At 64.4% G+C, this 12,247-nt stretch carries 17 protein-coding genes; 16 read left to right on the top strand and 1 reads right to left on the bottom strand.

The genetic code is table 11. The features are described 5' to 3' along the window. The first annotated feature begins 42 nt into the window (after positions 1-42). Genes BM310_RS06055 through BM310_RS06045 form a run of 3 tightly spaced genes read left to right on the top strand, consistent with a single transcriptional unit; the run spans position 43 to position 1,057 of the window. Positions 43-222 carry a hypothetical protein gene (locus BM310_RS06055; RefSeq protein WP_089805584.1) on the top strand — a complete coding sequence of 60 codons (180 nt, stop codon included), beginning with the start codon at positions 43-45 and terminating at the stop codon, positions 220-222. A gap of 6 nt (positions 223-228) precedes the next feature. Next, positions 229-525 (top strand): hypothetical protein, encoded by a 297-nt coding sequence (locus BM310_RS06050; RefSeq protein WP_089805582.1) that lies wholly within the window; start codon positions 229-231, stop codon positions 523-525. Continuing rightward, on the top strand, positions 518-1,057 hold the full coding sequence (locus BM310_RS06045) for a hypothetical protein (protein WP_089805578.1): 540 nt from the start codon (positions 518-520) through the stop codon (positions 1,055-1,057). Before BM310_RS06050 ends, BM310_RS06045 begins: the two co-directional genes overlap by 8 nt. A 143-nt stretch (positions 1,058-1,200) precedes the next feature. Here the strand turns inward: BM310_RS06045 and BM310_RS06040 are convergent, their stop codons facing one another. After that, positions 1,201-1,617 carry a DUF7522 family protein gene (locus tag BM310_RS06040; RefSeq protein ID WP_089805576.1) on the bottom strand — a complete coding sequence of 139 codons (417 nt, stop codon included), beginning with the start codon at positions 1,615-1,617 and terminating at the stop codon, positions 1,201-1,203. A 219-nt stretch (positions 1,618-1,836) separates the two neighbouring features. On the opposite strand from BM310_RS06040, the gene BM310_RS21275 reads away from it, so the two are divergent. The 13 genes from BM310_RS21275 to BM310_RS05980 are packed head-to-tail and all read left to right on the top strand — an operon-like array spanning position 1,837 to position 12,246. Further along, positions 1,837-1,974, top strand: a complete 138-nt coding sequence (locus tag BM310_RS21275) for a hypothetical protein (protein WP_177232541.1) — start codon at positions 1,837-1,839, stop codon at positions 1,972-1,974. Then, the gene (locus BM310_RS06035; RefSeq protein ID WP_089805575.1) at positions 1,971-2,321 is read left to right on the top strand and encodes a hypothetical protein; all 351 of its coding nucleotides are present in this window, start codon (positions 1,971-1,973) and stop codon (positions 2,319-2,321) included. The genes BM310_RS21275 and BM310_RS06035 overlap by 4 nt, the downstream gene beginning before the upstream one ends. Before the next feature lie 50 nt (positions 2,322-2,371). Continuing rightward, positions 2,372-3,061, top strand: coding sequence for a hypothetical protein (locus BM310_RS06030; protein WP_089805573.1), 690 nt, complete (start codon positions 2,372-2,374; stop codon positions 3,059-3,061). Between the two features lies 1 nt (position 3,062). Then, the gene (locus BM310_RS06025) at positions 3,063-4,580 is read left to right on the top strand and encodes a hypothetical protein (protein WP_089805571.1); all 1,518 of its coding nucleotides are present in this window, start codon (positions 3,063-3,065) and stop codon (positions 4,578-4,580) included. A gap of 6 nt (positions 4,581-4,586) precedes the next feature. Then, positions 4,587-6,500 (top strand): anti-CBASS protein Acb1 family protein, encoded by a 1,914-nt coding sequence (locus BM310_RS06020; protein ID WP_089805569.1) that lies wholly within the window; start codon positions 4,587-4,589, stop codon positions 6,498-6,500. Continuing rightward, positions 6,501-7,382 carry a phage head morphogenesis protein gene (locus BM310_RS06015; RefSeq protein ID WP_089805567.1) on the top strand — a complete coding sequence of 294 codons (882 nt, stop codon included), beginning with the start codon at positions 6,501-6,503 and terminating at the stop codon, positions 7,380-7,382. Positions 7,383-7,412: 30 nt separating this feature from the next. Then, a complete protein-coding gene (locus tag BM310_RS06010) occupies positions 7,413-8,690 on the top strand; it encodes a DUF2213 domain-containing protein (RefSeq protein ID WP_089805566.1) in 1,278 nt (425 codons plus the stop codon). After that, positions 8,690-9,202, top strand: a complete 513-nt coding sequence (locus BM310_RS06005) for a hypothetical protein (protein ID WP_089805563.1) — start codon at positions 8,690-8,692, stop codon at positions 9,200-9,202. The genes BM310_RS06010 and BM310_RS06005 overlap by 1 nt, the downstream gene beginning before the upstream one ends. A gap of 2 nt (positions 9,203-9,204) precedes the next feature. Continuing rightward, positions 9,205-10,338, top strand: coding sequence for a hypothetical protein (locus BM310_RS06000; RefSeq protein ID WP_089805561.1), 1,134 nt, complete (start codon positions 9,205-9,207; stop codon positions 10,336-10,338). Position 10,339: 1 nt separating this feature from the next. Next, positions 10,340-10,705 carry a hypothetical protein gene (locus BM310_RS05995; protein WP_089805559.1) on the top strand — a complete coding sequence of 122 codons (366 nt, stop codon included), beginning with the start codon at positions 10,340-10,342 and terminating at the stop codon, positions 10,703-10,705. 1 nt (position 10,706) lies between these two features. Further along, positions 10,707-11,102, top strand: coding sequence for a hypothetical protein (locus tag BM310_RS05990; RefSeq protein WP_089805557.1), 396 nt, complete (start codon positions 10,707-10,709; stop codon positions 11,100-11,102). Positions 11,103-11,104: 2 nt separating this feature from the next. Then, a complete protein-coding gene (locus BM310_RS05985; protein ID WP_089805555.1) occupies positions 11,105-11,542 on the top strand; it encodes a hypothetical protein in 438 nt (145 codons plus the stop codon). Between the two features lie 5 nt (positions 11,543-11,547). Further along, positions 11,548-12,246, top strand: a complete 699-nt coding sequence (locus tag BM310_RS05980) for a COG1361 family protein (protein ID WP_089805553.1) — start codon at positions 11,548-11,550, stop codon at positions 12,244-12,246. The last annotated feature ends 1 nt before the right edge of the window (position 12,247 follow it).

The raw sequence follows: 12,247 nt of genomic DNA, 5'->3' as shown, positions 1-12,247 counted from the left end.
GTTGCCTGCGCGACGGCGCCGCAGCGACCTTTGATACCATGCATGGACGAGCAAGATCCTCTCGCACGCGCGCTCGGCATCGCCATGTGCGCGGTGTTCGTTGGCTACGCGTTCCTCGGCGCCCGGTACGGCAACTTCCAGGTCTCACAGACCGTCGTAATGGCGTTCGTCTCGATCATCCTCGGGACGCTCGGCGTCGGCGAAGCACTCAGACGGCGGTGATGCCCGATGCCTGACGATCCCACCTCGGCGCTCGAATTGGCTCGCCTCGCTGGCTTTCTGACGGGCGTGGTGATCACGGCGCTGTTCTTCGACCTCCGGTACGGCGACAACTCCTCACCGCCGGTGTTCCACTGGGCGTACCTCGTCGCTGGGCTCTCGCTCGCGGCGTTGTCGTCGCGGTTTTTCTTCCCCCCGTCGTTCACAGCGGCGTTCTTCATCCTCACTGGATTCGTGGGCGTGCTGCTGGTGTTCGCCTACGGTCACGCGAAACTGACGGACCACTACCACGCGATCCATGACTGAGCAGAAGACCTACGAGTGCCCGAGCTGCGGGGAGACGTTCGACGCGGACTCTCACGAGAACCCGCTGCAGGCGTACGCCGGTCACTTCAACCGAACAGACCACCCCGACCCCGTCAGCGCCGAAGCCGAGGGGACCGCGCGCATCACCAACGCGTATCAACAGCTGGTCGACCGCGTCCCGCTGTTCGGGCAGCTCTCGAACATCGACTCCGAGAGCGACACCGAATACAACGGCCCGTTCTCGTACGGCGTCGAGTTCCACGCGTTCTTCTTCGGTGTCGTCCTCGGCATCTGGTGGGCACACGACCCCGTCGCCGCCCAGAACGTCCTCGCCGCCGTCATCAGTGCCGTTTTCCTCGGCGAGCGTGCCGCGAACCGCTCGAAACGCATCCCCAACTACATCGTCCGGCAGGCTCGCGAGGAGATGCACTACTTCGGCGCCGGCATCGTCGCTGGCGCACTCCTCCTGAACCACATGCACGGGTTCGGCTCGTTCGACGTCGTCCCCGACTGGCTCGGGCTGGGAGGGTAACTCGTGGCCAGGCCTGTTGAAATCCTCTGCCTATGATAGTTTGTCGAGGCTGTGCTGAATACGTGGCGTGAGTCAGTCACGAGACACTCACAGGCTCAGCAGTACTGAGCGGATAGAGACAGAACGAATGCGACACGAGAGCGTCATTCACTCAACCACGTCGGTGCTTCGGGGATTTCCTGTGGAGAGTTATAGTGTAACTGTTTTAGACACTCTGTGATGAATCCGACAATATCTCGGCCTGCTTCCGGTTCAAGGGTGATTACAGTACCGAGCCTGTCTCCTTGTGTGAAGTGGAATAGTATCGCGCCGTCGTAAAAATTCACAGTACAATGGTTATTTCCGAGTTCGAACGGCTCCTCAGAAGAATGATACTGATTTTCCTCCCGGTAATACTGTACCAGCTCCTCCATTTTCTCATTTGAGTATAGAGAATCTACGTCGTCTCGCAGATATAATATATAATATTCATCTTCAGAATAGTGGATTGCTCCGCGGAAATATGGACCCGCTTGCTTTTCGAGATAATTTACCAGACGATTAGCAGATTCCTTTGGCATATTGAATAATCGACCCTCAAATGAGCTATTCTCTTAAGACTAAATAACTCTCTAGGAAGCGGCCGATATGCACGCGCTACTTGATAGATAGTTCAGTGCTGACAGCTTGGGATAAACAAGGCTTCCGAGCGAGACCCACCCTCAGTATTCAGCACGCGCTTCTGTCACAGCCCAAGGATTTCAACAGAGCTCATGGCCCACAACCCGGTCGAACCGATCGTGCTCATGCTCGCCGGCGCCGTCCTCGGCAGCATCCTGACGTTCTTCCTCGACCGCCTCACCGTCGACCCGACCACGATCCTCCGGCCAGTCTACGAGAAACAGCAGCGTCGTGAACGCCGCGATAGGAATCGATGACCATCAGCGAGGCCGCGTTCCACGACATCGTCCGCGTCTGGCTGACCGACTGCGTCGGCGCCGGCAACCTCACGCACGAACCAACCCTCCGAACGGGTCGCGAACCCGACTTTCTCGCCGAGGGCTCGCTCGCCACGTGGGCCGTCGAAGTCGAGAACGACGCCGACAGCCTCACCGACGGATTCGGACAGGCGCGGCTGTACGCGAAACACGCCACCGAGTACGTCCCGCTGCTCGTCCTCCCACCGGTCAAGGCCAGCAGTCGACGGGAGCTGGCGCTGCTTCGCGACGACGTCCGAATTGTCGAACTTGACCCCGGAACGGGCGATGTCCTGTCCGGCCCCTAACCCCCGCGAACCGTATTTAAACTATATACGAATCCTCAACGCTCCGCAACATGACCGACTCGCGTACGTCCGCGCGTGACCGCCGCGTCACGCTCGCTCTCAAATGGAAGCATCTCGACGGCTGCGACGTCGACGAGATCCAAGACCGGTTCGTCGAACACGGCTACGACGAGTACGCCCGGTCGACCATCCGCGGCTACCTGAACGAAGCCCCCAAAGAGGAGGTCATCGAGCAGATCGAGAAAGAGCAGGCGCACGTCCGCGAGCGCATCATCGACCGGCACGAACGCCTGTACGACCGCGCTCGCGAAGCCGAGCTATCGGCCACCGAACGCGAGAAGGTCGTCGCCCTCCGACCGGCGTCGACGACGAACCACAAGGACCACCCGATCGAGGTCCCCGACTGGGAGGTCCTCGACGAAGAGGAACTCCCGCCTGAAGCCACGCCCTACGACAAGCGGATCCGGTTTACTGACGAAACCCGCCGGGTTGACTCGGGTGAGAGTTACTATGTCCAGGACCCCGATGGCGATCCGATCTACAAGAAGATGGTCGCCGCCGTCGAGGAGGTCGCGGACATGAAGCAGCGGTCGTTCCTGCGTCGCGAGCAGTCGCATCACCTCGAACAGCAGGGTGAGGCGGCGGGGATCTACGAAGACGACGAGGGCGCGACGGTCAACGTGAACGTCCACGAGGAACTGCTCGCCGGGATGGACGCCGCAGAAGACGCTGACGAGTAAGATGAGCACGACCGAGACCTCCCTTCGAGACGTCAGCCGCCGCTTCTCCGAACGCGCTCGGCGCGGCGACCCCACGTGGCTGGAAGACGCGATCGAAGCGTACCTGGACGTCACGGTCACTGAGGCCCAGCGAAAGATCTGCCGGGCGATCGTCGAGAACGAGAAACTCCTCGTCCAGACCGCGAACGGCATCGGGAAGTCGTTCATCCTCGCCTGTGTCACGAACGTCTGGCTCGTCACGCTCTCTCCTGGCTCTGTCCTCGCGACGTCCGGCACGTACCCGAAGCTCAAGCGGACGTTCTGCAAGCCGGTCGAGTCGTTGCACGACAACGCACTCGGTGGCATCGGTCTCCCGGGCGAGTACAAGCGTTCGCCGCCGCGCATCGAAATCGACGGCCGCCCGAACCAGTACTTCGAGGCCGCGTCGCCGAAAGACACGGGCGAACTCGAGGGTGTCCACGGGGGATACGTCCTCGGAATAATCGAGGAAGCCGACAAGGACGACGTCACCGAGGCGACGTTCGACTCGATGGAGTCGCTCGTCTCCGACCAGCGCGACCGCCTCGTCGCCATCGCCAATCCACCCGAAGACGAGTCGAATTCCCTCCAGCAGCTGTACGAAGATCCGACGTGGGAGACGATCCGCCTGACGTCGTTCGACAGTCACAACGTCCATGTCGAACGCGGCACCGTCGACGGTGAGAAAATCGACGGACTCGCGACGGTCTGGAAGATCAAGCAGGACTGGGAGTCGTACGTCGGTGAGGAGTGGCCCGGGTTCGAACAGGCGAAGACTGCGCACGTCCATCGCGATGACCTGGACGCTCGCTGGTACCGCCGCCGGATCGGCGTGACGCCCCCCGCAAGCGCCAGCGTCTACCGCCCACTCGACCCGTCGCTCGTCGAGACCGCGTACGACCCCGATGCTACTCCGACCCGCGAAACGCCGTCGGAACTCGGTATCGACGTCGCCCGCAGCGGTGACGAAACAGTCGCGTTCGGCGTCCACAATCGGTTCCTCAAGAACGAGTACGCAGCACGTGGCACCGACCACGTCACACAGGAGCAGCGACTGGCAGCGAAGATTCGCGAGTGGCCCACGCCGGGACTGGCCGTCGACGCCGTCGGTGAAGGATCCGGCCTCGCGGATGGACTCGACGACCGGTTCGGGACAGTCACGCGATTCAAGAACCAGAGTGAGGCCGTCGACGGGACGGCGTACGACGACAAGTGGGCCGAATCGCTCGGACTGTTCGCGACCTGGCTCGAACAGGGCGGGACGTTCGCCGACAGCGATCTCTACGAACAGGCGAAGGTGGCCGCTCGAACGATCCAGTGGGAGGAGAAACACCTCGGTTCTCGCGGGGACGGGGGCGCGGACGTGCTGGCTGCGACGCCGAAGGCGGAGGTGAAGGAACGCCTGGGCCGGTCGCCCGACCACCTGGACGCAGCGTTGATGGCGGTCTGGCTCTCCGAGACTGAGACGAGCCGCGACTACAGCGACTACTTCGACTGGTAACTACGCATGTCTGAAGACGAACCATCCGACCGTCGCCTGACAAAACAGGACCAGACTCTCGTCGCCAACGCCGTCGCGAACGGGCTTCGGCAGGGACTCGCCTCCGAACTCGGTGACTCGGGCTTCGAGCATCGCGATCACTACGAGACGTTCGGCTGGCCTGACGGTGACGACGGCTGGGACGAGGACAACTACTACGCGCTGTATCTCCGGAACCCCTGGGCCTACGCCGTCGTTGCACAGAAGGCGAAGACGACCTGGAAGCACGCACCGGAAGTCGTCGACCGCGGCGGCCGTCGCGAGTGCAACTCCGAATCTGACGATAACCAGACGGAGTTCGAACAAGCGGTCGCAACACTCGCCCGCGAACACGACGTCTGGAGCTACGCCGCCCGTGCCGATCGCATGGCCGGCATCGGTCAGCACGGGCTTCTCGTCTACGACTTCGCCGACACGAACGGACCTGACGACTTCAAGAAGCAGGTCTCACCGCCCGACAGTGACGCGCCAAACCTCGAATTCCTCCGTGGGTTCCGCGTCTACCCGGAGCCGATGATCGAGGAGATCGAGTATGGCCAGCCGGGGAGTGATCGGTGGGGCGAGCCCATCGAGTACCAGATCGACCTGGGCGACGACGCCGATGTCGAGACCGATGACGACGAAAGTGGCGTCCTCCACGTCCATCACTCCCGCGTCGTCGACATCCCCTCGCGAGAGCTGGACGACGACGAGACGAAGTCGCGGCCGCGGATGGAGCCGGTCCTGAACAACATCCTCGACATGGAGAAGGCGTACGGCTCCACTGCCGAACTCTCCTATCGAGCTGCCGATTACGGTCTCGCGATCAACATCGACCCCGAGAAGGTCGACCCCGAATCCGTCAAGGAACTGGTCGGCGAGGACGCACGCAACTGGTACCACGGCCTCCAGCCGTTCATGCGGACGGTCGGGGCCGACGTCGAGCGCCTGGGCGGCGAGGTCAAGGACCCCAGCGGCATCATCGATCCGAACATCAAGGCGCTCTCTGCCTATACGGGCATCCCGAAACGGATGATCGAGGGCGCGAGTGCGGGCGAACTCGCCTCCGCACAGCAGGACGAGAAAGACTATCTGGGGACCGTCGGCGAACGCCAGCAGCAGTACGCCGGACCCCATATCGCCCGCGGGACGCTCGATCCACTCGTCGAGTACGGCGTCCTTCCGTCGCCCAATGGCGTCACGTACGATATCAACTGGCCGGATCTGACGGAACTGTCCGACGAGCAGAAAGCCTCACTCGAAGTCGACCGATCGCAGGTCGTCAAAAACCTCGAAACGGCCGTCCCCGACCTTCGAGGAGAACGGGCCGAGCAGTTCGTCGAGACGGGGACGTTCCCAGATCGAACAGAGGGGCCGACCGACAACGTCGACGAGACAGACCCGGCCGTCTGGGAGACGTTCCACCAGGCGGTCGGCAACGCCCGGCAGTTCGCTGAGGGCGACCCCGTCCAGACACCGCAGGGGTTGGGCGTCGTCACCGACATCCGAACGGAGCCGTTCGAGGGAAAGAACGGCGAGGTCGAGGCGTCGACGTCGTCGCCGACGTACATCGTCGGGCTGAAAGACGCTCGCGTGGGCGTCGGGTTCTACACGGCGTCGCAACTTGAGGCGACGGAGATGCCGAAGATCGACTTGGACAGCCCGGTCGCGGACGTAACGAGCAACGCCACTGGTAGCGGCAGACCGACCGCCAACGACTGGACGATGCCGAAATCGTGGCGCCAGGCCTCGACCCCTGCGCGGATTATCCTGCTCGACGCCTGGTCGTCGATGGGCGGAACGTTCCGCGGCGCCCGGCGGCACCTCAAATCCGCGCGGCTGGCGGCGGCCATGAAGGACGAAGTCCTCGGTGGCTGGACTGGCTGGCGAGATGGAGGATAGATGGCCGACCCGACCGGTACACGCGCGCTTCGGCAGGACTTCGTCCGCGAGATCCGCCGCCGCTTCGGCCGGCTTCGTGGACTCATCCGACGGACCGTCGGGTACGAACACGATGCGTTCGGGCTCACCGCCAACGACTCCGAACCCACCGAGCGGTACGACTTCCCGACGCGTCAGGAGATGGTTCGACAGTTCGAGCGGGACCTCCAGCAGTGGATCAACGACATGATCCTCGAACGCGTCCCGCAGGGGACGCTCGCCTCGGGCGGCCACTGGACAGGCGGGTACGTTAAGGCCGCCTACAAGCAGGGCTGGAGCGGGGCGGCCGGCCGGCTCCGACAACAGGGCGTCGACGTCCCGGATCGCGAGTTCGACGAGCTTGGGAATCTCCCGATCCCCACGCGCCAACTCCGAGAACTGTACCGCCGGGCGTTCGAGAACCTCCGCGGCATCACACGGGAGATGGCCCAGCCACTCCGTCGCGAACTCACGAAGGGCCTGGCGCAGGGGCAGAACCCGCGGAAGATTGCCGACCGCATCACGAAAGAGGTCCGCACCATCCAGCGCACCCGGGCAGAAACCTTGGCCCGTACAGAGGTGATCAACTCCTACTCGACGGCGTCGCTCGACCGCTACGAGGACGCCGGCGTCGAGACCGTCAGTCACGGCGAGTGGTCCACAGCGGGCGACTCTCGTGTCTGCCCGATCTGCAAGCGCCTCGACGGCCGGGAGTTCTCGATCAGCGAGATGCGGACCGGGACGTTCCAGATCACCGCCGACGAACTCGGCGACGACGAGCCCGATTCACTCGCTGGAGCGTATCGACTCCAGCCGCCCTGTCATCCGAACGGCCGGTGCGCGATTCTCCCCGTTGTCGGCTGAAACCAGTCCTTCGAGCTCGAACCCGAACTCATGCAGTACCAGTTAGTCACAAACAGCGTTGACACCGACCAAGTCGAAGAGCGCGTGATCGATGGTGACCGCCATCTGGTCGCGAAAGACGTCACGTTCATCCGCCCGATGCAGCTGGCGGGCGGCTACGTTCCCGCGGACCACGTAGCCGCCTCGACAGACGAGTGGGACGGCAAGCCACTCACTGTCAACCATCCGCGTGACGATAGCGGCGGCGTCGTCTCGGCGAACACCGAGATCGGCAAGCAGATCACTGTCGGTCAGGCGCTGGACCCGACACGAAACGCCGATGATTCCGTCGACGCGGATCTCGCGGTGAACGCCGATCGAGCCGCAGAGCTGGGCGGCGAGGCCGAAGACATCGTCGCCGCCCTGGAGAACGGCGAGCCGCTGAACGTTTCCTCGCAGTATTTCGCCACGCCGCTTGCGCCGGGCGTTTACGACGGCCAGCACCGCGCGAACGTCGAGGGGAATCTCACACCGGACAGCATCGCTCTCCTGCCGAACAAGAAAGGCCGCTGTACGCTCCCGGATTGCGGGTTCGACCCCAGCGGTGTGACGGCGAACACCGAGGATACGACGCTCCGTGTCCCCGTCCGCGCGAACAGTGACGACGAAGATGCTGACGCTGACTCCGCGCCCCAGACGGGGGACGGCGCCAGCGTTCTCGAGAAGATCCGCTCGCTCGTCAACCGAGCGGGCGGCGACCAAGGCACCGACACATCTGACGAGCGGGCGGAATCCCGTGTGGGTCCCAGTTCGCAGTCACAGACCGCGAACGGCTCTGATATGGATAGAGAGAATCTCATCAAGGAAATCACGGCGAACAGCAACATCACGCGAGACGCACTCAACGACGCGTGCGACGACCACGTACAGAAACTCCACCGCGACGTGGTGGCAAACGCAGACTCGGGCGACGACGATGACGACGACAACGGTGGAGCGGGCGTCGACGACGGCGACCTCCCCGACGACGTCGTCACCACGGACGACCTCGATCAGTTCCGCGAGTCGCTCATCGACGACATCCGGACGGAACGTGAGCAAGCATCCAAGCGCGACCGCGCCGAGGAGATCGCGGCGAACTCCGCGGACTACGACCAGGACGACGTCGAGTGGCTCGCGGACCTCCCCGACGAGGAACTCGACCGCAAGGAACAGGAAGTGGCGGCCGGATCCGGACTCCCCGGGCATACGGGGACGGCCGACCGCGTCACGGCGAACACCCAGACGGACGACGACGCCGACGCGTACGGAACGGGGGTGCTTGACTGATGGGCAAGTCTCCCGCTGCGATCGACGGCAAGCGGTTCCTCGACGACGAACCGTACGTCGAAGGCGAGGCTGGCGAGGACCTCACGCCGGGGGAACTCGTCGAACAGACCGGCACCACCAGTGACGGCACGCCCATCCTCGCGCCGGTCGACAGCGTCGACAAGACCGACGCCGAGGTGATGCTCATCGAAGTCCCGTCGACGCCGCCGCTGCGAAACGCCGACACGACGACGGACCCGATCGACGACACGATCACCTCGGGCACAGTCGTCCAGGCGATGGTGCTGCGGTCGGGCGACACCGCCCAGAACGCACTGCTCGCCTCGGGGACCGACCTCTCGGCGGCGGCGGACGCGGACATCTCCGCCGGCGACATCCTCGGCAGCTACTCGGATGGGTCGCTGAAGGCAACGACGACCGCCGGCGCTGGCCTTCTCGTCGCGACGGAAGCGGTCGACAACTCCGGTGCGGCCGCCGGTGAACGCGCTCGCATCAACGTTCGGAGGATCTAATCATGCAGGCACATCACGACACGACCGACGCGCTCGAACCGCCCTCGCACCTCCACCAGCTGGCTGTCTTCGGGACGCCAGACCAGCAGGAACAGGCGATCAAGCAGATTCGCGCGAACTCCGCGCACGGCCCGTCATTCTGGAAGACGCTCGACGGTGCGTTCCGGATGGGGTATCTCAACCCGACGCTGAAGGCGAACTCGTCGCCGCGCGCGAACGCGCAGGTGATGGACTACGAGGAGTGGGTCGACCGCTCCGACGATATCATCGACGAGGTCAACCTGCAGCTGACGCTGATGGACGACGCGCTCGCGATCGACACCGTCTCGTCCTCCCTGTCGTACACCGAGTACACCGAGCAGGTCGAGAGCGAGGGCGCTATCGAGGCCGAGCGCTCGATGGACGGCCGCGCGAAATCCGACCAGATCGCCACCGCCAAGGGGACCGTCGGCATCGCGACGCCGATGACGCACGTCGACTACCGCGTCTCCTCGCGCGAACAGGCACAGTCGGAGAACATGGGCTCGGACAAGGAGGCCCGCAAGGCCCGCGAGGCCGGGCGGATCCTCCGCGAGAGCGAGGACAAGCTCATGCTCGACGGCTGGGACACGGCTGTCCCGATGCCCGAGGGCGGGACACTCACCGTCGACGGCTACCGGAACACCGCCGGGCGGATCCAGGGCTCTGCAAGCGGTAGCTGGACGACGTCCTCGCCGGGGAACGTCCAGGACACGATCGAGAAGGCGCTGTCGGACTTCGAGAACCAGGGCGGCGACTCTGACCGGAACATGATGCCGCGCTCGCGTGGCGCCTACCTCTACTACAACACCGCTCACAACGCGGTGTTGGACAAGAAGGACCCGCGCGGCGACGGCAACATGAACGTCCGGACGCGCCTCCAGCAAGATCACCCGTACGTCCAGCTGCGCGAGACGCCGATGATCCCCGAGGACGAAATCGTGATGGTGATCAACGACCCGCAGACGCTGTCGGTCGTCGACTCGCAGGCGCCGACGAACCTGTCGTGGGACTCGGGCCCGATGGTGACGAACTTCAAGGCCCTCTCGTGCCGGAACCCCTTCTTCCGCTCGACGTACCAGGGCGTCTCGGGCGTCCTGCACTACACGGGGGTCTGAAATGCCTGACCGCGCACGCTGGACGGGCACCCACTCGTACCGCCGCCACTCACACGACGAGATCATCGAGCGCGGCGAGGAGTTCGAGCCGACCGAGCAGGAGTGGGCGGCGTTCGGCGATTCGCTCGACCCCGTCGCAGTCGACGACGCGGATGGCGAAGACGGCGAGGAAGAAGACGGGAACGAAGACGTCGAACTCGAGGCGCCGTTCGACCCGTCAGAGAAGACCATCGACGAACTCGAAGCGGCGCTCGCTGACGGAGAGCTCTCGGAGGCCGAACTGAAAGCACTCCTCGAGGCAGAGAAGTCGGGGAAGCATCGCAATGGCGCGACCGATGTCCTCGACGACGCGCTGTCGGAGGCCTAACGTGCCGTTCCCGTACGTCGACCGCGACCGCTTCGCAACTGAACTGCAGTTCACGGCTGTCGACTTCGCGCTCGACGAGAGCGACTGGAACCAGCTGCTCGACGACGCACTCAAGGCAGAATCCGAGCGTGTCGAGGCGTACTGCGCCGAGGACGTTGGCTGGCGGGCGGCCAGCGCTGACGTCCCGTTCATCGTGCAGACGGCCGTCATCCGGCTGGCCCGCCAACGCGTCGCCGGCATCAAGGAGGACGGCATCAACAGCGAGGACCTCGTCTCTGGGGCGGGCTACGACTACCGGCCCCCGCAGGCGCTTCGTGACGAGGTCAAGCAGGCACTCGGCGAGGCCGGCTATCGGACGCAATCGCAGCTCGGTGTCTCGTTCCCCGAGGTGAAGTAATCATGACCGACGTCGAACTTCGCTACACTGGTCCGGCGCATCGCTACCGGTCCCGGCCGCTCGGCATCCAGGTCGAGAAAGGCAACACCATCACGGTGGACGCCGCGGAAACCGTGACGCTGAACGCCGACACGGACGACGAAGACGAGGAAACGCTCCCCGTCCCCGAGTGGCTCTGCCGCGATCACGGCTTCGAGCGTGTCGAATCGGAGTACCCACTCCTCGACAAGACCATCCCCGAAATCGAGGACGCCCTCGCGACGGGCGCGTACGACGACCGTCTCGACAGCCTCGCCCACGCCGAACGGGAGGGGCAGAACAGAACGGGGGCGCTTGATGCGCTCGCCGACAGGCGGGATGCCACAGCGGACGCGCCCGAGGGAGGTGACGAACCGCCCGACGAGGGCGGCGACACCGTCTCCGAAAGTTCGGAGGCCTGATATAGATGCCAGCAACCGCACACACTCGCAAGCCGAGTGACGACCATAGCAAGTTCACCTACACACTCACCGACAGCGATGGCGCAGCCATCGACGTCTCGTCGGTGACGAGCGTCGACCTCTACGTCGAGGACGACGCCGGCAGTACCGTCATCTCCGGGCAGGCGGCCACCATCGAGGACGGCGCCAACGGCGTCGTCTCGTTCGTGTTCGGGACGACCGAACTCGACTCGGCGGGGACGTACCACGCCGAGTTCGTCATCAACCGCAACTCCGGCACCTCCTACCAGCACGTCCCCGCGGGCCGGAACCTCCGCATCGACGTCGTCGAGGAGGTCCAGACGGGCACGCCCACGATCGCCGAGACGTCGACGCCGGACTACCAGCGCAAGCCCGGCGACGACTACACGGCGCTGACGCACACGCTGACGGATCGCGACGGCAACGCCATCGACGTGTCGTCGGCGACCGCCGTCACCGTCTGGGCCGACGCGCCGGACGAGTCGGCCGAATTGTCGGGCGCCTCGACCACGAACGTGACGGACGGCAGCGACGGGCAGGTCACCTACGACGTGCAGTCGGGCGACTTCGCGGCCGCGGGCGACTATTCCGTGGAGTTCGTCATCGAGTACGGCGACGGCTCGTATCGACCAGTCCCGCACGACTCGAACATCCATCTGGAAGTCGCCGAGGACGTGAAGTAAG

Source organism: Halogeometricum rufum (genome assembly GCF_900112175.1).
Taxonomy (GTDB): domain Archaea; phylum Halobacteriota; class Halobacteria; order Halobacteriales; family Haloferacaceae; genus Halogeometricum; species Halogeometricum rufum.
Note: the sequence above shows the minus strand (reverse complement) of the source record. Positions and strands in the feature narration are given on the sequence as shown.